We start from the raw sequence: 19,893 nt of genomic DNA on the forward strand, positions 1-19,893 counted from the left end.
AGTAAGGGAAAACTCGGAGGAAAATCGCGCCAAAAGGAACCTAAGTGAAAAATCTCGAAAATACAATGGCCGCCGTTGGTGACCAAAGTCATGCATCCATGGAGCCCCTTCCAGTGAGCGATTTCTCCCCCGATTCAGCTGTTTCCGCATCCGGCCCCGCCGCCGATTGCGACGTGCTGGTCGTTGGCGGCGGCATCAACGGCTGCGGCATCGCACGCGACCTGGCGGGCCGCGGCTGGCGCGTGGTGCTCTGCGAAAAGGACGACCTCGCCTCCCACACCTCCTCTTCTTCCACCAAGCTGATCCACGGTGGGCTGCGCTACCTCGAGTACTACGAGTTCTCGCTGGTGCGCAAGGCGCTGCAGGAGCGCGAGGTGCTGCTCAAGAGCGCGCCGCACATCATGTGGCCGCTGCGCTTCGTCATGCCGCACGACCCGTCGATGCGCCCGGCCTGGATGGTCCGCATCGGCCTGTTCATGTACGACCACCTCGCCAAGCGGGAGGTGCTGCCCCCTTCGCGCAGCGTCGACCTGCGCCGCCACCCGGCCGGCAAGCCGCTGAAGGACCAGTACAAGCGCGGCTTCGTGTATTCGGACGGCTGGGTGGACGATGCGCGCCTGGTGGTGCTCAACGCGCTGGACGCGCAGTCGCGCGGCGCCGAAGTGCTCACGCGCACCCGCTGCGTTCATGTGCAACGCGGCAGCGACGACTGGGTTGCCACGCTCGAAGGGCCCGACGGCGCGCATCGCACGCTGCGCGCCCGCGCGGTGGTCAATGCGGCGGGGCCGTGGGCCGAATCCTTCCTGCGCGGCGTGGCCAAGTCGGCCAAGGGCGAGGCGCTGGCCACCAAGAGCCTGCGACTGGTCAAGGGCAGCCACATCGTGGTGCCGCGCCTGTTCGAGCACGACCATGCCTACATCTTCCAGAACCCCGACAAGCGGATCATCTTCGCCATTCCCTACCAGGACGCGTTCACGCTGATCGGCACCACCGACATCGAGATCAGCGGCGACGACCCCGGCGCCGCGCGCATCGCGCAGGAAGAAATCGACTACCTCTGCGCCCAGGCCAGCCGCTACTTCGACAAGCCCATCGTGCCGGCCGACGTGGTGTGGACCTACTCGGGCGTGCGCCCGCTGCTGGACGACGCGTCGGGCGACCCCTCGGCCGTCACGCGCGACTACCTGCTGGAGTCCAACACCACCGCCGCACCGCTGCTGTCGGTGTGGGGCGGCAAGATCACCACCTTCCGCAAGCTGGCCGAGGACGCGGCCGACGAGGTCGGCAAGATGCTGGGCCAGTCGAGCACGCAGCGCCCGGCCTGGACCGAGAGCGCCTTCCTCGCAGGCGGCGACCTGTCGGCCTGGATCGGCGCGGCCAAACGGCCCGACGACGACTTCGAGCGCTTCGTTTCGGCTGTGCAGGCCAGGCACCCGTGGCTGTACGGCCAATTGGCGCGCCGCCTGGCGCGGGCCTACGGCGCGCGCATTGCCGAGGTGCTCGGCGACGCGAAATCCTTTGCCGACCTGGGCGCCGAAGTGGCGCCCGGCCTGTACGAGCGCGAACTGCGCTTCCTGCAGGACCACGAGTGGGCCGTGAGCGCGCAAGACGTGCTCTGGCGGCGTTCGAAGCTGGGGCTGCACTACACGCCCGAGCAACGCGAGCAGGTCGAGGCCTGGCTTCAGGGCCATCCGAAGACTGCGTGAAAGAGTGCGGCCGAAGAGGGCCGGCGGAAAAAGAAACGATCGAAGAGAAATCGAAAAAGAGCGACCGAAAGAGCGAGCGAAAGAGCGATTGACCACCAGCGGCTGAACCAAGACCCGAAACGGGCGGAGGGGACACATGCAACTGACTCTGGAGCGCGTGACCAAGAAGGTCGGCGCGCAAACCTGGCTCTACGAGCAGAGCATCGCGCCCCAAAGCGGCGCGGTGACCGTGCTGCTCGGCGCCACGCAGGCCGGCAAGACCAGCCTGATGCGGCTGATGGCGGGGCTCGACACGCCCACCGCAGGAAAGGTCTTTGTCGACGGCAAGGACGTGACAGGCATGCCGGTGCGCGAACGCAACGTCGCGATGGTGTACCAGCAGTTCATCAACTACCCGTCGCTCTCGGTGGCGGACAACATCGCCTCGCCGCTCAAGCTGCGCGGCGAGAAGAACATCGAGGCGCGCGTGAAGGCGCTGGCCGACAAGCTGCACATCGGCATGTTCCTCGAGCGCCTGCCGGCCGAGCTGTCGGGCGGGCAGCAGCAGCGCGTGGCGCTGGCCCGCGCGCTGGCCAAGAACGCGCCGCTCATGCTGCTCGACGAGCCGCTGGTCAACCTGGACTACAAGCTGCGCGAGGGCCTGCGCGAAGAACTCACGCAGCTCTTCGCCACCGGCGACTCGACCGTGATCTACGCGACCACCGAACCGGGCGAGGCCTTGCTGCTCGGCGGCTACACCGCCGTGATGGACGCCGGCGAACTGCTGCAGTACGGCCCAACCGCCGAGGTGTTCCATGCACCGCAATCGCTGCGCGTGGCGCGCGCCTTCAGCGATCCGCCGATGAACCTGCTGGCCGGCACGGCCACGGCCGGCCGGGTGCAACTGACCGGCGGCCCCGTGCTGGCGCTGGCTGTGCCTGAAGGCGTGGCGGGCGCAGTGACCGTCGGGCTGCGCGCGAGCGCATTGAATGTCAATGCGGGTGCGGGCGACGTCGCCTTGCCCGGCAAGGTGGAGCTGGCCGAGATCTCGGGCTCCGACACCTTCGTGCACGTCGATACCGCGGTGGGCGAACTGGTGGCGCAGCTCACCGGTGTGCACCGCTTCGAGCTGGGTGCTTCGATCACGCTGAACTTCAGCGCGGCACAAGCCTATGTGTTCGATGCCGGCGAAAAGCTGGCGCTGGCGCCCGCATGGCGAAGGACCTAGCATGACCCCCCGTCTTCGCGCACCTCGTGTCGCTTCGCCAACCCCCTTCCAGGGGGCAACACCTGCGGCCCGGCAAAGCCGGTTCCGCGGTGTTCCACGACAAGACCTCGACTGTTTCATGCATTGCGAATCACGCGAAGGCGTGAAGGAGGGCTGACATGGCACGCATCGACCTCGACATGGCCCACGCCTACCGCCCCAACCCCAGGGACGACGGTGACTACGCGCTGCTGCCGCTGCAGATGAGCTTTCGCGACGGCGGCGCCTACGCCCTGCTCGGCCCCTCGGGCTGCGGCAAGACGACCATGCTCAACATCATCTCGGGCCTGCTGGTGCCGTCGCAGGGCACGGTGACCTTCGACGGCCGCGACATGACGCACGCCACGCCGCAGGAGCGCAACATCGCGCAGGTATTCCAGTTCCCGGTGATCTACGACACCATGACGGTGGCCGAGAACCTCGCGTTTCCGCTGCGCAACCGCAAGGTGCCGGAAGCGCAGATCAAGAAGCGCGTGGGCGAGATCGCAGAGATGCTCGACATGAGCGGCCAGCTCAACCAGCGTGCCGCCGGCCTGGCCGCCGACGCCAAGCAGAAGATTTCGCTGGGCCGGGGGCTGGTGCGCAGCGACGTGTCGGCGGTGCTGTTCGACGAGCCGCTTACCGTGATCGACCCGCACCTGAAGTGGCAGTTGCGCCGCAAGCTCAAGCAGATTCACCGCGAGCTGAAGCTCACGCTCATCTACGTGACGCACGACCAGGTCGAGGCGCTCACTTTCGCCGAAGAGGTGGTGGTCATGACGCGCGGCAAGGCCGTGCAGGTGGGCAGCGCCGAGGCGCTGTTCGAGCGGCCGGCCCACACCTTCGTCGGGCATTTCATCGGCTCGCCGGGCATGAACTTTCTGTCGGCACAGAGCGCGAACGGCACCATCGAAGTGGCCGGCACGCCGCTGGTGCCCACGCGCGAGCTGCCGCAAGGGCCGCTGAAGGTCGGCATCCGCCCCGAGTACCTGCGCCTGGCAGGCGCAGGCGCCGCCGGTGCGGTGCCCGCAGTGGTGAAGAACGTGCAGGACGTGGGCACGCACGTGATGCTGAGCGTGGAGGCCGGCGGCAGCGTGCTGAAGGTGCGGCTGCATTCGGACGACCCGGCCCCGGCGGCGGGAGACACGGTGTGGCTGCGGGTGCTGGATGCGCACACCTGCTACTACAAGGACGAGGAGCTGGTGGCATGAACAACCCGACCTCGTTCTCTCCCGCTCCCTTCTCTTTCTCCCTCCCCCGCTGGGGGAGGGCAGGGGTGGGGGCAAGCGGCGCATCCGTCGGGCGCTCTGCCTGCCCCCATCCCAGCCTTCCCCCAAAGGGGGAAGGAGCAACACCATGAACGCCACCAACAAACCCATCAACCAGAAGGCCTGGTGGCTCGTGCTGCCGGTGCTGATCTGCGTCGCCTTCTCGGCCATCGTGCCGCTGATGACCGTGGTCAATTATTCGGTGCAGGACATCATCTCGCCCGAGCGCCGCGTGTTCGTGGGCACCGAATGGTTCGCCTCGGTGATGCGCGACGACGAGCTGCACCAGGCGCTGTGGCGCCAGCTGGGTTTCTCGCTCTCGGTGCTGCTGGTCGAGATTCCGCTGGGCATCGGCCTGGCGCTGTCGATGCCGGCCAAGGGCTGGAAGTCGTCGGCGGTTCTGGTGGTGGTGGCGCTGTCGCTGCTGATTCCCTGGAATGTTGTCGGCACCATCTGGCAGATCTACGGCCGCGCCGACATCGGCCTGCTGGGCCATGCGCTGCAGGTCATGGGCATCGACTACAACTACACGGGCAGTGCAACCGACGCCTGGCTCACTGTGCTGGTGATGGACGTGTGGCACTGGACGCCGCTGGTGGCGCTGCTGTGCTTCGCGGGGTTGCGTTCCATTCCCGACGCCTACTACCAGGCCGCGCGCATCGACGGCGCCAGCAAGTTCGCAGTGTTCCGCTACATCCAGCTGCCGAAGATGCGTGGCGTGCTGATGATCGCGGTGCTGCTGCGCTTCATGGACAGTTTCATGATCTACACCGAGCCCTTCGTGCTGACGGGTGGCGGCCCGGGCAATGCGACCACCTTCCTGAGCCAGTACCTCACGCAGAAGGCCGTGGGGCAGTTCGACCTCGGGCCGGCGGCCGCGTTCTCCCTGATCTATTTCCTGATCATTCTGTTGTTCTGCTTCGTGCTCTACAACTGGATGCAGCGGGTCGGCACACAGACTGTGGAGGTCGAAAAATGAACGAAAAAAGATTCCACAAGCGCAGCATCTTCCTGGTGCTGTACATCCTGTTCGCGCTGTTGCCCATCTACTGGATGATCAACATGAGCTTCAAGACGAACGAGGAGATTCTTTCGAGCTTCTCGTTCTTTCCGCAGCAGCTCACCTGGGCCAACTACGCGCGCATCTTCACCGACGAGTCGTGGTACTCGGGCTACATCAACAGCCTGATCTACGTGGCGATCAACACCGTCATCTCGCTCACCGTGGCGCTGCCGGCGGCCTATGCGTTCTCGCGCTATTCGTTCCTGGGCGACAAGCACGTGTTCTTCTGGCTGCTCACCAACCGCATGACGCCGCCCGCGGTGTTTTTGCTGCCGTTCTTCCAGCTCTACAGCACGGTCGGCCTGATGGACACGCACCTGGGCGTGGCGCTGGCGCACCTGCTGTTCAACGTGCCGCTGGCGGTGTGGATCCTGGAAGGCTTCATGAGCGGCATTCCGCGTGAGATCGATGAGACCGCTTACATCGACGGCTACTCGTTTCCGCGCTTTTTCGTGCGCATCTTCCTGCCGCTCATCAAGGCCGGCGTGGGCGTGGCGGCGTTCTTCTGCTTCATGTTCAGCTGGGTCGAGCTGCTGCTGGCGCGCACGCTCACCAGCGTGAACGCCAAGCCCATCGTCGCGACGATGACGCGCACGGTGAGCGCCTCGGGCATGGACTGGGCAACGCTGGCAGCCGCTGGCGTGCTCACCATCGTGCCGGGCGCGATCGTGATCTGGTTCGTGCGTCACTACATCGCGAAGGGTTTCGCGATGGGCCGTGTTTAAGGAGGGCCGGAGATGTTCGACTGGATGGTCTGGACCACCCCGGTGGCCGTATTTTTCATCTGCATCGCGCTCATGCTGGTCGGCATGACGGTGTGGGAATTCAAGTCGCCAACCACGATGCGGCGCGGCTGGCTGCCGATTGCCACCACGCGCGGCGACCGGCTCTTCATCGGCCTGCTGTCGGCGGCCTATGTGAACCTGATCTTCATCAGCCTGGCCGGCAAGTTCCAGGAGTGGATGAGCCTGGAGGCCGAGCCATCGATCTGGATCAGCTTCGTGCTGTCGATGCTCGTGCTCGCGCTGGTGATGCGCAAGGGCTAGAGAAATGTGCCCCCCGGCTTGTCACTTCGTGTGCTTCGCCACCCCCCGAGGGGGAGGCGCGGCTCGCCTTGGGGCGGCCCGGCGGCGACCGCAACCTTGATTTCGAGATGCGTCCGGCTCTCCGCCTCCCCGGAGCCGAGATGAAAGAACCGGGGAAGCACAACCGAGGAGACAACATCATGAAGATGCGCTACACGGCATTGGCACTGGCAGCGGCGATGTTCGCCGCGCACGGCGCTGCATCGGCCGGAGAAGCCGAAGCCAAGAAATGGATCGACAGCGAGTTCCAGCCATCCACCCTGTCCAAGGACAAGCAGATGGAGGAGATGAAGTGGTTCATCGACGCCGCCAAGAAGCTGCAGGCCAAGGGTGTGAAGGAGGTGTCGGTCGTTTCCGAAACGCTGACCACCCATGAGTACGAATCCAAGACCCTGGCCAAGGCCTTCGAGGAAATCACCGGCATCAAGGTCAAGCACGACCTGATCCAGGAAGGCGACGTGGTCGAGAAGCTGCAGACCTCGATGCAGTCGGGCAAGTCGATCTACGACGGCTGGGTCTCCGACTCCGACCTGATCGGCACGCACTACCGCTACGGCAAGATCATGTCGCTCACCGAGTACATGGGCGGGGCCGGCAAGGAGTTCACCAACCCCGGGCTCGACCTGAAGGACTTCATCGGCACCAGCTTCACCACCGCGCCCGATGGCCAGCTCTACCAGCTGCCCGACCAGCAGTTCGCCAACCTGTACTGGTTCCGCGCCGACCTGTTCGCGCGCAAGGACCTGCAGGACAAGTTCAAGGCCAAGTACGGCTACGACCTGGGCGTGCCGCTGAACTGGAGCGCCTACGAAGACATCGCCGAGTTCTTCAGCGTGGACGTGAAGACCATCGACGGCAAGCCGATCTACGGCCACATGGACTACGGCAAGAAGGACCCGTCGCTCGGCTGGCGCTTCACCGATGCGTGGCTGTCGATGGCCGGTGCCGCCGACAAGGGCATTCCCAACGGCATGCCGATCGACGAATGGGGCATTCGCGTGGCTGCCGACAAGTGCACGCCCACGGGCGCCTCGGTCTCGCGCGGTGGCGCCACCAACTCGCCCGCTGCCGTCTATGCGCTCACCAAGTACATCGACTGGATGAAGAAGTACGCGCCCAAGGAAGCCATGGGCATGACCTTCGGCGAATCGGGCCCGGTGCCGGCGCAGGGCCAGATCGCCCAGCAGATCTTCTGGTACACGGCCTTCACCGCCGACATGACCAAGAAGGGCCTGCCGGTCGTGAACGACGACGGCTCGCCCAAGTGGCGCATGGCCCCGGGCCCGAACGGTCCGTACTGGAAGCAGGGCATGCAGAACGGCTACCAGGACGTGGGCTCGTGGACCTTCTTCAAGGGCCATGACGCCAACAAGACGGCAGCGGCCTGGCTCTACGCGCAGTTCATCACTGCCAAGACGACCTCGCTGAAGAAGTCGATCACCGGCCTGACCTTCATCCGCGACAGCGACATCCGCTCGGACTACTTCACGCAGAACGCCAACAAGTACGGCGGCCTGATCGAGTTCTACCGCAGCCCGGCGCGCGTGGCCTGGACCCCGACCGGCACCAACGTGCCCGACTATCCGAAGCTCGCGCAGCTCTGGTGGAAGAACGTGGCCGAGGCCGTGACGGGCGAGAAGACCCCGCAGAAAGCCATGGACAACCTGGCCGATGAAATGGACAACGTGATGGCCCGCCTGGAGCGCGCCGGCATGGCCCACTGCGCGCCCAAGCTCAACCCCAAGGGCGACCCGGCCAAGTACCTGAGCGACGACCACGCCCCGTGGAAGAAGCTGGCCAACGAAAAGCCAAAGGGCGAGACCATCGACTACAACAAGCTGCTGGGTGCCTGGAAGGAAGGCAAGGTGCGCTGAGCGCCTGCCTGGCCTGCACAGTAAAAGGGGTCGTGCCGAAAGGTGCGACCCCTTTTTTTGCGCCCGACTGCGTCGGCTCTCATCCTGGTAGTTTTGTCCGCACGGAAACAATCACACGCAGTTCTTCTTTTCCGGCCGGGTCACCCACCATGCCGACGCAACGATCAGCAGACCACCGATCCAACCTTGCAACGCCATCTGTTCGCCCAGCCAGAGGACGGCGATCAATGCGCCCCACATCGGTTCGCTGCCCATGAGCAGGGCCACACGGGAAGGACTGCTGCGCGACGCCGCGTAGTTCTGCACAAAAAATGCAAACAACGTGCACAACAACACCAGGAATGCCATGGCAGACCAGAAAGACGCACTGCGCGGCAGCGGTGGCCACGCCGTGCCGTGTACGGCGAACATCAAGATTGCCGAGCCCAGCGTCATCACGCCCATTTGCACCGCCGTCACCGTGAGCGCGGGAAGGCCGTGTTTTTGACCAAGACGACGTGTCAGGCAGACCATGACACCCCGCAGAAAGGCCGCGAGCACCATCAGGCCGTCTCCCCAGGCAAGACTGGCCGACCAGCCGTGTTGAAACGCAAGCAGTCCTGCGCCCAGCAATGACAATCCCGCTGCCGCCAGAACTGCGCCGCCGGGCCTTGCCTTGAGCAGCCACCACTCGCACAGCGGTGTGAAGGCGACGCAGAGGCTGATCAGAAATGCTGCGTTGGAGGCGGTTGTCAATGACACACCGAAAGTCTCACAGATGAAAATGGCCAGGAGGTTGATGCCCAGCATCGATGCGCCAGTCAGCGCCGCTGGCCACGACGCCACTGCCAGTCCGCGCAACGCGGGCAACAGGATCAGGAAAGTCAGGCCAAAGCGCAGCACCAGGAACTGCAGAACGGGCATTTGCCCTGTGGCGAGCTTGGCGGCGCTGTAGCTGCCGCCCCAGATCACAGCCACCAGAAGCAGCAGCCATTCAACCGGGCCAAACAACGGCCGGGACCGCACGCCTGTCTTGACGGGTTCCTTCAAGTCCGTGGTGACGGATGAAGTACTCATGCCGCCACCTGCGAGCGCTCCTTGAGCACGTAGCTGCTGTCGAGGCCGCCACTGAAAAGCGTGAGGACATGGTCGATGCGACCTTTCATTGCATCGAGATCTCCAAAGCTGCGAATCCTGCGTGTTGGCATGCCGTTTCCTCCTTGATGTTGTTGGCGTGCGCATTGTTCGTTTCGCTCCAGGCATTGACTAGACTCGACGCCGGAACAGGAGCTTTGCGCTTTGAGAACAGATGACTTTCTGGAGGTGATGCGCGAACTGGTCGCGTTTGTCCGCGTGGCGGAAGCGGGCAGCTTCTCGGCCGCCGCGAGGCGGCATGGACAAACGCCGTCGGCCGTCAGCCGGCAGGTCGCGCGGCTGGAAAGTGCCATGGGCGTATCGCTGTTGCAACGCACGACCCGGCAATTGCGCCTGACCGAAGCGGGTATGGCTGTGCTGGAGCGCGGGCGCGAAGTGGTGGCTTCGGCCCAGGCCTCCATGCGGGTGGCCGAGGGCCATGTGGGCGTGCCCAAGGGGCTGATCCGCGTCAGTGCGCCCAAAGCGTTTGCCCGCCATGTATTGCAGCAGCCTTTGCTTTCTTTCCTGCAACGCTATCCCGAGGTGGACGTCCACCTGCTGGTGGTCGACCGGGCGGTGGATCCTCTGCGTGAAGGCGTCGACCTCGTGATCCGCCTGACCGACGATCCGCCGCAGGGCATGGTGGCGCGCGCGCTGATGCCGGTGCGTCAACTGGTGCTGGCCAGCCCGGCCTACCTGGCTTCGCACGAGGGCATCCACAGTCCCGAGGACCTGATGGCCCACAGTTGCCTGTCGATCGGTGAGCAGGAGCGCGACAGCCGCTGGCGCTTCGTGCGGGGCGACGACGAGGTGGAACTCGCGGTAGCCGGCCGCTACGCCCTGAACCACAGCGAGATGCGCCTGGCGGCGGTCGAGGCTGGCCTGGGCGTGGGCTGCGTGCAGGATTTTGTGGCACGGGATGCGCTGGCGGCCGGCCGGGTGGTCCGTTTGCTGTCGGAGTGGGCTTTCGACACCAACTACCAGGGTATGGCATACCTGTTGTTTTTGGCGTCTCGCTACACCACGCCAAAGGTGCGCGCTCTGATCGATCATCTGATAGCCGAGCTGAGGCCACCGTCAGCGGACCCGCCGCTCTCGCCAATCTGAACGGGCTGCGGTGCCACGAGCGTCAATAGGGCGTCAGCGGCCTCGCCGGGGTTCGAGCCTGCTGTTGCGTTCGCTCTGTGCACCCGGCGCACCGGTCCGGGGAGCTGCCACCATCGTGGGGTCGGCGCGACGGCATGACCAATGGCAGATGCGTTCTGCCGATGGTTGGCTTACATTCGACGGCCCTCGAAACAGCCCTCCCCGTGACCTCCAGTTCCCCCAGCCCCTCCGGGTCCCCCGATTCCTCCACGCGCCCCAAGCGCGTCCTGGTGATCCACTACTCCCAATCCGGACAGCTGGACAGCGTCGCCGAGCAGATCGTTGCGCCCCTGCGCGCCGACCCGTTGATCCAGTTGCACGAGGAAGTGCTGCGGCCGCAGACCCCGTTCCCGTTCCCCTGGCCCTTCCTGCGCTTCTTCGACGCCTTCCCGGAGTCGGCCCACATGAAGCCGCAGCCGCTGGCGCCGCTGTCGCTCACGGGTGACGAAGACTTCGACCTGGTCATCCTGCCGTACCAGGTGTGGTTCCTGGCGCCGTCGCAGCCCGTGACCGCGTTCCTGAAGCACCCGGTGGCGGCGCGCCTGCTCGCGGGCAAACCGGTGGTCACGGTCATTGCGTGCCGCAACATGTGGCTGCTGGCGCACGAAAAGCTCAAGGGCATGCTCGCCGACGCCGGGGCGCGGCTCATCGACAACGTGGTGCTGACCGACCCCGGCCCCACGCTGGCCACCTTCTTCACCACGCCGGCCTGGCTGATCTGGGGCCGCAAGCGCGGCTTCTGGGGCATGCCCGACGCCGGACTGAGCGCTGAACAGATCCGCGGCACCGCCCGTTTCGGCCGCGCCCTGCGCGATGCCCTGCACCAGGGCCTGGAGCGCGGCACGCAGCCCCTGCTGGCCGGGCTGGGCGCGGTGCGGGCCGATGCGAAGCTGCTCGTCAGCGAGAAAGCCGGCACCCGCAGCTTCTACCTGTGGGGCAAGCTGATCATGGCGGCCGGCAGGCCCGGCGCGTGGCAGCGCAAGCCGCTGCTGCTGATGTACGTGGTGTTCCTGATCGCGCTGATCGTCACCGTGGTGCCTGTGAGCCTGACGCTGCAGGCGCTGCTGCGGCCGCTGTTCAGAGGGTGGCTGATTAAAATGACCGCCCAATTCGAGTGCCCGTCGGGCTCCGCCACCGACCGCACCCCCCTGTATGACGACTGATGTCTTCCTGACCCGCACCGCCGCCTTTCTGCCCTTTGCCCCGGTCAGCAACGAAGACATCGAAGACGTGCTCGGCCGCATCGGCGGCAAGGCTTCCCGCGCGCGGCGTTTGATCCTGCGCAGCAACGGCATCCAGTCGCGCCACTACGCCATCGACCGCGCCACCGGCGAGCTGGCGATGACCAACGCGCAGCTCACGGCCGCTGCCATTCGCGCGCTGGGTGACGACGTGGGGCCGGTCGACTGCCTGGCCACCGGCACCTCGCTGCCCGATCAGCTCATGCCGAACCACGCGGTGATGGTGCACGGCGAACTCGGCTGGCCGCGGCTCGAAGTGGTGGCCTGCGCGGGCATTTGCCTGGCCGGCGCCACGGCGCTCAAGCATGCGTGGCTGTCGGTGCGCGCGGGCGACGCGCGCCGCGCGGTGGCCACCGGCTCGGAGCTGGCCTCGGCCGTGATGCGCGGTTCGCGCTTCGAGGCCGAGCTCGAGCACAAGCTCGAAGCACTGGAGGCCCGCCCCGAGCTGGCCTTCGAGAAAGACTTCCTGCGCTGGATGCTGTCCGACGGCGCGGGCGCCGTGCTGCTGGAGCGCGAGCCGCGCGGCCCGCTGTCGCTGCGGGTCGAGTGGATCGACCTGTCTTCCGCCGCGAATGAACTGCCCGTGTGCATGTACGCCGGCGCCGAGAAGAACGCCGAAGGCGGCCTCGACGGCTGGGCGCGCAAGTCGCCCGACGACTGGCAGCGCGAATCCACCTTCGCCGTGAAGCAGGACGTGCGCCTGCTCAACGACAACATCGTGCGCGCCACGCTGGGCGAGCCGCTGGCGGCCATCATCGAGAAGCGCGGCCTGAAGGCGGCGGACATCGACTGGTTCCTGCCGCACCTGTCGTCGCACTACTTCGTCGAGCCGGTGGCCCGGTGCCTCGAAGCGGTGGGCCTGCCGATTCCGCGCGAACGCTGGTTCAGCAACCTCGCCAGCAAGGGCAACACGGGCTCGGCGTCGCCGTACATCATGCTCGACGAGCTGTTCCGCTCCGGGCGCATCCAGCCCGGGCACAAGCTCCTGATGTTCGTGCCCGAAAGCGGCCGCTTCTCCAGCGGCTTCATCTGCATGGAGGCGGTATGAACACCCCACGCTCATCGCTTCGCACATCGCTGCCCCCCGAGGGGGCGCAGGCCTGCCTTGCGGCGGCCCGGCGGGAGGCATGACATGGACCTGGACGCAGTTCCGCAGGAGGGCAACGCCACCCTGGCCGGCCATTCCAAGCTGATGTACGCGCGCGATGCCCAGGGCCGCGTCGTCACCACCACCTCGCGCGGCTGGGAGGCGGAAGAGATCGTCACCAGCCATGCGGTCGACCTGCTGGTCGATCAGGCGCAGGCCGCGAAGCAGCGCGTGAAGGCGGGGCTTGCCTCGCCGCTCGAGTACTGGATGTACACCCGCCGCATGGACGTGGCGCTGCTCTCGCAGACCAGCGGCTTCTGGCAATGGCGCGTGCGCCGCCACCTGCAGCCGCGCCATTTCGCCGCGCTGTCGCCGGCCCAGCTCGCGCGCTACGGCGAAGCGCTGGGCCTGCCCGTTTCCACCTTGCAAAGCCTGCCGTGAACTTTCAACACCAACAGGCGGCGCACTGCGAAAGCGGCGTCATCTCCAGCCTCATGCGGCACCACGGCGCGCCGATGAGCGAGAGCATGGCGCTGGGCCTGTCGTCCGCCATTTCGTTCGCGTACCTGCCCTTCATCAAGCTGTCGGGCCTGCCGCTCATTTCGTACCGCATGCCACCCAGGGCGATCATCAAGGGCCTTTTGGCCCCGATGGCCGCGCGCTTTCGCTTCGAGACCTTCCGCAGCCCAGAAGCCGGCCAGAAGCGGCTCGACGCCTTGCTGGCCGACGGCCAGCTGGTGGGCCTGCAGACCTCGGTCTACTGGCTGCCGTACTTTCCGCCGAACATGCGCTTTCACTTCAACGCGCACAACCTGCTGGTGTACGGCAAGGACGGCGACGACTACCTGATCAGCGACCCGGTGTTCGAGGAGCCCGTGCGCTGCCCGAGCGGCGACCTGGCGCGTGCACGCTTCGCCAAGGGCGTGCTCGCGCCCAAGGGCCTCATGTACTACCCGCAGGCCATCGAGCGCAAGGCGGTCGACGCCGCCTCGGTCACCAAGGCCATCCGCAAGACCGTGCGTACCATGCTCGCGCCGATTCCGATCGTCGGCGTGCGCGGCATGCGCACGCTGGCCAGGCGCATGCAGAAGCTGTCGCCCACCGACCCGCGCAGCGTCGACTTCATCGGCCATGTGGTGCGCATGCAGGAAGAAATCGGCACGGGCGGGGCGGGCTTTCGCTTCATCTACGCGGGCTTCCTGCAGGAGGCAGCGCAGCTGCTCGACAAGCCGCAGCTGCAGCAGATGTCCGAGCGGCTCATCGCCATCGGCGACGGTTGGCGCGCCTTTGCGCTCAAGGCGGCGCGCATGGTGAAGGGGCGCGAGGCGGTCGACCCTGCGGCGCTGGCGGACAAGCTGCGGGAGCAGGCGCAGCAGGAAGAGACTTTCTTCCGCGACCTCAAGGCTGCCGTCGCCTGATGCTGGCATTGCAGCAGCTCGGCTACCGCTATCCGCACGCCGAGGCGGCGGCGCTCGCCGACGTGTCGCTGGAGGTGGCCAGAGGCTGCGTGCTGGGCTTGCTGGGCCCGAACGGCGCTGGCAAGACCACGCTCATCTCGCATCTGTCGGGCGCCCTTGCGGTGCAGTCGGGCGAGATCCTCATCGACGGCCAGCCGCTGCGCCAGGTGCGCGCAAGAACGCCCACGCGCATCGCCGTGGCGCCGCAGGAGCAGGCCTTCTATCCGATGCTCACCGTCGCGGAGAACCTCGCGGTGTTCGCGGCGGCGGGCGGCCTGTCGGGCGCGCGCAAGAAGCAGCGCGTCGATGCCTGCACGCAGTTCGCCCAGCTGGAACAGTTCGCAGGCGTTCGCGCCGAGCGCCTCTCGGGCGGTCTGAAGCGACGGCTCAACCTGGCGATCGCCTTGCTGCCCGAGCCTGAACTGATGCTGTTCGACGAACCCACCGTGGGCGTCGATCCGCAATCGCGCGCCTTCATCCTCGACGCCATCAAGAGCCTCGCGCAGGCCGGCGCGGCCGTCATCTACGCGTCGCACTACATGGAAGAGATCGAGGCCATTGCCGACCGCGTCGCCATTCTCGATCGTGGGCATGTGCTGCGCGAAGGGGCGCTCGATGACTTGCTCTCGAAGAGCGCCATGCTGCTCACGCTGGCCGCCGACGGGCTCGACGCCGACATGCTCTCGCGCTTCGGCACCGTGGAGCGGGACGGGGTGCAGTGGCGCATTCATTTGAACCCGCGCACCGGCCCCGCCACGGTGCTGGCCGCGCTCGAAGCCGCCGGCATCGAAGTGCGCCACGCCGAGTTCGGCCGCCACGACCTCGAGCAGCTGTTCATGGCGCTCACCCACCGCTCGCTGCGCGACTGAACGCCCACCCATGCTCCTCGCGCTCGTCAAGAAGGAACTGCTCGCCCTCGTGCGCGACATGCACGGCCTGGCCGCGTTGTTCCTCATGCCCATGGTCTTCATCGTGCTCATGTCGCTCACGCTGAAAGACATCTACCGCCCGCCGCTGGCCGAGCTGAGCTATGCGGTCGACATGCGCGACACGGCCACGCCCGCACAGTGGCTGCAGCAGCTCTGGCAGCGCAACCACGGCGCGCCGCAGCCGCTGGGCGCCGATTGGCAGGCGCGGCTGCGCAACGGCTCGCTGAAGTACGTGATCGTGATGGAGCCGGGGCTGTCCGAAGAGCTGGAGTCGGCCGCGCTCTCGACCCAGGCGCGTGTGCAATTGCTGACCGAACCCGGCATCGACGCCAACCTGTTCAACGCGCTGCGAGCCGAACTCATCGGTGCGTCGGGTGAGCTGAAGGCGCGGCTCGCACTGGCGGTGCCGGGCACGGCCGGCCCCGCGCCCGATGCGTCCATCCAGGCGATGGTGCGCGCCGAACGTTTCTCCACCGCCGGCCCTCGGCCGACCTCGGTGCAGCAGAACGTGCCGGCCTGGCTGGTGTTCGGCATGTTCTTCGTGGTGGCGTCGCTCTCCAGCCTGTTCGTGCAGGAGCGCAGCTCGGGCGCGCTTGGCCGGCTGCAGAGCCTGGGCGTGTCGCGCACCATGCTGCTGGCGTCGAAGGCGCTGCCTTACCTCGGCGTCAACGCGCTGCAGGCGGTGCTGATGCTGGCCGCCGGCATCTGGCTCATGCCGCTGATCGGCGGCGACGCGCTGTCGCTCGCGGGCATCCATTGGGGCGCGCTGCTGCTGTCGCTGGCAGCCGTGAGCCTGGCGGCGGTGAGCCTGTCACTCGCGCTGGCCTGCCTGGTGCGCAGCCATGCGCAGGCCGCCACCATCGGGCCCATGGTCAATGTGCTGATGGCGGCGGCGGGCGGCATCATGGTGCCCAAGTTCGTCATGCCGGGCTTCATGCAGCGGCTGGTCGAGATCTCCCCGATGAACTGGGGGCTCGAAGCGCTGCTGACCGTGCTGCTGCGCGGCGGCGGCGTGGCCGATGCGCTGCCGCAGATCGGCCGGCTGGCCGGGTTCGCGGCACTGATGTTTCTTCTGGCCGTTTTTCTGTTTCGCAGGCGCACACCGTGAGCACCGTCACCCCTGAATTCATCGCCGGCCTGAAGGCCATGGTGCTCGAAGCCGTTGAAAAAGATGCGCCCCCGGGCGGTCTGGGCGACGACGAGCCGCTGTTCGGCCCCGAGGCCCGGCTCGACCTCGATTCGCTCGATGCCCTGCAGGTGTCGATGACCATCCAGCAGCGCTTCGGCCTGCGCATGCCCGACAGCAAGGAAACGCGCCGTGCGCTGACCTCCATCGCGCACCTGGCGCAGCACCTCGCGCAAGCGGGCAAGGCATGAAAGATGTCTTCCTGGCCGGCATGGGCCTGGCCAGCGTGCTGGGCGACGACATGCCCGCCGCACTGGCGGCAATGCAGCGCGGCGGCGTACCACCGACACCGGTGACGGTGGCGCACGGCGTGTGCTGGCCCGTCTACAAGCTCGCGGCACAAGAGGGTGACTGGGCCGAGCGCGTGCGCCGCACCGTGCGCAGCGTGGTCGCGCAGACCGGCGACTGGGGCGCGCGCACTGCGCCGTTGTTCGTCGCCTCGTCCTCGCTCGACATCGGCGGCATGGAACACGTACCGCAGGATCAGCGTTTCGGTGGCGACCTGCAGGACTTTTCGGATGTGGTCGCACGCGCGCTCGACTGGCAGGGCCCGGTGTTCACCGTGTCCACCGCCTGCACCTCGGCGCTCAACGCCGTGCTGGCGGCCGCCGACCTGGTCCGCGGCGGCGATGCCGCGGAGGCGCTCGTCATCGGCGCCGAGATGGACAACCGCTTCACTGTGGCCGGCTTCGGCGCCATGCAGCTGCTGGCACCCGACCGCGCGCAGCCCTTCGGCGCGCAACGCAAGGGCCTGGTGCTTGGCGAGGCCGTGGCGGCGCTGCGCCTGCGTTGCGAGCCCGCGCGCTGGCAGGTCATGGGTGGGTCGAACGTGGTCGACGGCCGCAACCCGTCGGGCACCGAGGCCTCCGCCGTGCGCGCGATGTGCCGGGAGGCGCTGGCGCGCAGCGGCCTGCAGCCCGGCGACATCGACCTGATCAAGGTGCAGGCCGCGGGCAGCCCGGTCAACGACGCCATCGAGGCCGAGGCGCTGAAGCAGGTGTTCGATGCGTTGCCGCCGCTGGTGTCGCTCAAGTCGGCCCTCGGCCACACGCTGGGCGCCGCCGGTGCGGCGGAGCTGGCCTTGCTGATCGGCTGCATCGAAGGCCGTGCATGGCCCGTGCGGGACTACCCGCTCGACGCGTCGCTGGGCATCGCCTTGAGCGAGCAGGCGCCGCGCACGCTGCGCCACTTGCTGCTCAATGTGGTCGGGTTCGGCGGCGGCCATGCGTCGCTCGTGGTGAAGGACTGCGCCGCATGACGAGCGACACCGAGAGCGGCTGGCGCACCGTCGCCCACTTCGTGGCCGATCCGCTGTCCGAGGCATGGCGCGACGACCTGGCGCAACGACTCGGCCGGCGGCCGCGCCGTGTCGGCCTGTGGACCGAGCTGGCGATGTACGGCGCGCGAAGCTGCGTCGATGCGGCCGGCGAAGCCGCCTTGCCGGCCGGCGCGCGCATTCGCGTGGCGAGCCTGCGCGGTGCGTGGAGCGCGATGCATGCAGGGCTGTCGCAGCTGGACATGGGCCTGCCGATGCCGTTCACCTTCATGCAGAGCCAGCCCGCGCTGATGCTGGCCGAGGTGGGCCGATGCCTCGAATGGCAGGGCGACGCGAGCTTCATGCTGTGCCGCGATCCGCAGCGCCTGCTGCAGCTTGCGAAGCGGGGCGCTGCGCGCGACGGATTGCTGTTCGGCGTGGTCGAGGAGGCGCTAGACGGCACGCCGGCACGCTCCGAGTGGTGGCGGCTGGTGCCCGCCTGAGCGGATCGCTCAGCCCGCGATCGAGCGCTGCAGGTTGAGGCGCGCCCGCGCCTCGAGCAGCGCACGCATGCGCGGCGTGGCGTAGAGGGCCGGGCGGTCTAGAAAGCGCTGAAGAATCTCGCGCCGGCGCGGCAGGCGCACCTCGAGCGGCACGAAGGCGTATTCGACGCCCACCTGCTGCTCGTATTCGTCGAAGCGCGCGCGCTCGGCGCCGAGGATCGACAGGTCGATGTCGATCAGCAGCTCGGCATCGCGGCCTTCGGGCACCGCGTCGTGCCGCGTGGCCATCACCAGCGCATGAACCCGGTCGGCTGCTGCGTCGCCCGCGCCCGCCGCCCGCAAGGCCTGCCGCGCCCAGTCGGCGCTGCGCGCTTCGTTGTCGTGCGCGCGCACGTCGTAGACCGCGTCATGGAACCAGAGCGCCAGCGCCACTTCGCCGGGGCGCTCGGCCAAAGCCTTCTCGCGCTCGAACCAGGCCAGGCATTCGCCCAGGTGCTGCATCGTGTGGTAGTGGCGCTGGGGCTCGCCGTAGCGGCGCTGCAACTCCGCGCACAGCGCATCGTTCGGCGCGTTGTTCGTTGCGGTGACGCCCAGCGCCTGCCAGGCCTCGTTCCAGTTCGCGCGCAGCGCCTCGGGCGTCATGGCGTCTACTGCTCCATCGCCGCCTTGACCTCTTGCCCGAGGTCGAGCACGGACATGGCGTAGTAGCTGCTCCAGTTGTAGCGCGTGATCACGTAGAAGTTGCGTGTGCCGGCCACGTAGCTCGGCGGCGCGTCGGCGCCGTTCTGCAGCTCGATCAGCGCGAGCAGGCCCTTGTGCCGGATGCCGTCGCCCTCGGGCACGGCGCCGGCGGCCACGAAGCTGTCGGTGCTGAAGGTCGGCAGGATGTCGGGCGCCATCAGGATCGCCTTCTGCAGCCGCGCCTCGTCGAAGTGCACAGGGTAGATGGCCGGCATGCCGGGCTTCCAGCCGAAGCCCTTGAAGTAGTTGGCGACCGAGCCGATCACGTCGGCCGGGTTGTTGACGAGGTCGATGCGCCCGTCGCCGTCGAAGTCGACCGCGTACTTGGCGATGCTGCTGGGCATGAACTGCGGCATGCCCATGGCGCCGGCGTAGCTGCCCAGCGGCGTGAGCGGGTTGTCGGCGGTGCGGCTCTCGGTGCTCAGGAAGCTTTCGAGCTCGCCGCGGAAGAAGGCCTGGCGCTCGGCCGCGCGCGGGTGGCCGTCGGGAAAGTCGAAGGACAGCGTGGCCAGCGCGTCGATCACGCGGAAGCTGCCCATGTTGCGCCCGTAGATCGTTTCCACGCCGATGATGCCGACGATGATTTCCGGCGGCACGCCGTACACCTGCTCGGCGCGTGCCAGCGTGTCGGCGTTGGCGCGCCAGAAGCGCACGCCCGCCGCGATGCGCACCGGGTCGATGAAGCGGCTGCGGTAGGTCTGCCAGTTCTTCACCGTGCCGACCGGACCGGGCAGCATGAGCCGTGGCACGTTGGGCAGGAAGCGCGCGCTGCCGATGGTGGCGCGCACCCAGTCGCGGTCGAGGCCGCGGCGCGCGGCCACCTCGTCGGCGAACTGCATGGCGTCGTCTCGCGTGGCGTACGGCGTGCTGCCGCGCACCGGGTTGACCGCGGCCGTGCGGCCGTTGGAGGACTTCTGTGCTACAGCCCCCGTGGACCAGGCGCAGCAGGCGGCGAGGAGTGCGGCTGCCGCAGCGGCGCGCGACGGCGTGGGGAGAAAAAATCGCATGGGCCGA

General features: G+C 67.3%; 21 protein-coding genes. 17 read left to right on the top strand and 4 right to left on the bottom strand.

All coding sequences use genetic code 11. The features are described 5' to 3' along the window. Positions 1 to 44 precede the first annotated feature (44 nt). From glpD to ACSFBM_RS16630, 7 genes are all read left to right on the top strand, one after another. Complete coding sequence (gene glpD, locus ACSFBM_RS16600) at positions 45 to 1,706, top strand: glycerol-3-phosphate dehydrogenase (RefSeq protein ID WP_435485312.1); 1,662 nt, start codon at positions 45 to 47, stop codon at positions 1,704 to 1,706. A 136-nt stretch (positions 1,707 to 1,842) separates the two neighbouring features. Then, positions 1,843 to 2,913 carry an ABC transporter ATP-binding protein gene (locus ACSFBM_RS16605; protein ID WP_435485313.1) on the top strand — a complete coding sequence of 357 codons (1,071 nt, stop codon included), beginning with the start codon at positions 1,843 to 1,845 and terminating at the stop codon, positions 2,911 to 2,913. A 158-nt stretch (positions 2,914 to 3,071) separates the two neighbouring features. Then, positions 3,072 to 4,142 carry an ABC transporter ATP-binding protein gene (locus ACSFBM_RS16610; RefSeq protein ID WP_435485314.1) on the top strand — a complete coding sequence of 357 codons (1,071 nt, stop codon included), beginning with the start codon at positions 3,072 to 3,074 and terminating at the stop codon, positions 4,140 to 4,142. Positions 4,143 to 4,287: 145 nt separating this feature from the next. Next, positions 4,288 to 5,178: a carbohydrate ABC transporter permease gene (locus ACSFBM_RS16615; RefSeq protein ID WP_435485315.1), complete on the top strand. Its 891-nt coding sequence runs from the start codon at positions 4,288 to 4,290 to the stop codon at positions 5,176 to 5,178. Continuing rightward, positions 5,175 to 5,987 (top strand): carbohydrate ABC transporter permease, encoded by an 813-nt coding sequence (locus tag ACSFBM_RS16620; RefSeq protein ID WP_435485316.1) that lies wholly within the window; start codon positions 5,175 to 5,177, stop codon positions 5,985 to 5,987. The genes ACSFBM_RS16615 and ACSFBM_RS16620 overlap by 4 nt, the downstream gene beginning before the upstream one ends. A 12-nt stretch (positions 5,988 to 5,999) precedes the next feature. Next, positions 6,000 to 6,308, top strand: coding sequence for a DUF2160 domain-containing protein (locus ACSFBM_RS16625; protein WP_435485317.1), 309 nt, complete (start codon positions 6,000 to 6,002; stop codon positions 6,306 to 6,308). A gap of 179 nt (positions 6,309 to 6,487) precedes the next feature. Then, positions 6,488 to 8,221, top strand: a complete 1,734-nt coding sequence (locus ACSFBM_RS16630) for an ABC transporter substrate-binding protein (protein ID WP_435440122.1) — start codon at positions 6,488 to 6,490, stop codon at positions 8,219 to 8,221. 111 nt (positions 8,222 to 8,332) lie between these two features. Here ACSFBM_RS16630 and ACSFBM_RS16635 read toward each other — a convergent pair whose 3' ends face one another. Both ACSFBM_RS16635 and ACSFBM_RS16640 read right to left on the bottom strand, forming a co-directional pair. Beyond that, complete coding sequence (locus ACSFBM_RS16635) at positions 8,333 to 9,277, bottom strand: DMT family transporter (protein WP_435485318.1); 945 nt, start codon at positions 9,275 to 9,277, stop codon at positions 8,333 to 8,335. Next, positions 9,274 to 9,408 (bottom strand): hypothetical protein, encoded by a 135-nt coding sequence (locus ACSFBM_RS16640; RefSeq protein ID WP_435485319.1) that lies wholly within the window; start codon positions 9,406 to 9,408, stop codon positions 9,274 to 9,276. The genes ACSFBM_RS16635 and ACSFBM_RS16640 overlap by 4 nt, the downstream gene beginning before the upstream one ends. A 91-nt stretch (positions 9,409 to 9,499) precedes the next feature. Here ACSFBM_RS16640 and ACSFBM_RS16645 point away from each other — a divergent pair, with 91 nt between their 5' ends. The 10 genes from ACSFBM_RS16645 (at position 9,500) to ACSFBM_RS16690 (ending at position 18,138) form a co-directional block, all read left to right on the top strand. Then, positions 9,500 to 10,441: a LysR family transcriptional regulator gene (locus tag ACSFBM_RS16645; protein ID WP_435485320.1), complete on the top strand. Its 942-nt coding sequence runs from the start codon at positions 9,500 to 9,502 to the stop codon at positions 10,439 to 10,441. 203 nt (positions 10,442 to 10,644) lie between these two features. Next, positions 10,645 to 11,643, top strand: a complete 999-nt coding sequence (locus ACSFBM_RS16650; protein ID WP_475544881.1) for a dialkylrecorsinol condensing enzyme — start codon at positions 10,645 to 10,647, stop codon at positions 11,641 to 11,643. After that, entirely contained in the window at positions 11,633 to 12,769 is a 1,137-nt protein-coding gene (locus tag ACSFBM_RS16655; RefSeq protein ID WP_435485322.1) for a beta-ketoacyl-ACP synthase III, read from the top strand. The genes ACSFBM_RS16650 and ACSFBM_RS16655 overlap by 11 nt, the downstream gene beginning before the upstream one ends. A gap of 84 nt (positions 12,770 to 12,853) precedes the next feature. Next, on the top strand, positions 12,854 to 13,249 hold the full coding sequence (locus ACSFBM_RS16660; RefSeq protein WP_435440115.1) for a DarG family dialkylresorcinol biosynthesis protein: 396 nt from the start codon (positions 12,854 to 12,856) through the stop codon (positions 13,247 to 13,249). Further along, positions 13,246 to 14,226 carry a BtrH-related acyltransferase DarH gene (gene darH / locus ACSFBM_RS16665; protein WP_435485323.1) on the top strand — a complete coding sequence of 327 codons (981 nt, stop codon included), beginning with the start codon at positions 13,246 to 13,248 and terminating at the stop codon, positions 14,224 to 14,226. Before ACSFBM_RS16660 ends, darH begins: the two co-directional genes overlap by 4 nt. Next, a complete protein-coding gene (locus tag ACSFBM_RS16670; RefSeq protein WP_435485324.1) occupies positions 14,226 to 15,134 on the top strand; it encodes an ABC transporter ATP-binding protein in 909 nt (302 codons plus the stop codon). Before darH ends, ACSFBM_RS16670 begins: the two co-directional genes overlap by 1 nt. 10 nt (positions 15,135 to 15,144) lie before the next feature. After that, entirely contained in the window at positions 15,145 to 16,302 is a 1,158-nt protein-coding gene (locus ACSFBM_RS16675) for an ABC transporter permease (protein ID WP_435485325.1), read from the top strand. 38 nt (positions 16,303 to 16,340) lie between these two features. Continuing rightward, complete coding sequence (locus ACSFBM_RS16680) at positions 16,341 to 16,571, top strand: acyl carrier protein (RefSeq protein ID WP_435440197.1); 231 nt, start codon at positions 16,341 to 16,343, stop codon at positions 16,569 to 16,571. Then, a complete protein-coding gene (locus ACSFBM_RS16685; protein ID WP_435485326.1) occupies positions 16,568 to 17,638 on the top strand; it encodes a beta-ketoacyl synthase N-terminal-like domain-containing protein in 1,071 nt (356 codons plus the stop codon). Before ACSFBM_RS16680 ends, ACSFBM_RS16685 begins: the two co-directional genes overlap by 4 nt. Next, positions 17,635 to 18,138: a hypothetical protein gene (locus ACSFBM_RS16690; protein ID WP_435485327.1), complete on the top strand. Its 504-nt coding sequence runs from the start codon at positions 17,635 to 17,637 to the stop codon at positions 18,136 to 18,138. Before ACSFBM_RS16685 ends, ACSFBM_RS16690 begins: the two co-directional genes overlap by 4 nt. A 9-nt stretch (positions 18,139 to 18,147) precedes the next feature. On the opposite strand, the gene ACSFBM_RS16695 is transcribed toward ACSFBM_RS16690, so the two are convergent. Beyond that, on the bottom strand, positions 18,148 to 18,780 hold the full coding sequence (locus ACSFBM_RS16695) for an HD domain-containing protein (RefSeq protein ID WP_435485328.1): 633 nt from the start codon (positions 18,778 to 18,780) through the stop codon (positions 18,148 to 18,150). A 5-nt stretch (positions 18,781 to 18,785) separates the two neighbouring features. Next, positions 18,786 to 19,886, bottom strand: a complete 1,101-nt coding sequence (gene mltB, locus ACSFBM_RS16700; RefSeq protein ID WP_435485329.1) for a lytic murein transglycosylase B — start codon at positions 19,884 to 19,886, stop codon at positions 18,786 to 18,788. Between the last annotated feature and the right edge of the window lie 7 nt (positions 19,887 to 19,893).

The sequence above is a fragment of the Variovorax pasteuri genome (genome assembly GCF_051216435.1).
Lineage (GTDB): Bacteria > Pseudomonadota > Gammaproteobacteria > Burkholderiales > Burkholderiaceae_C > Variovorax.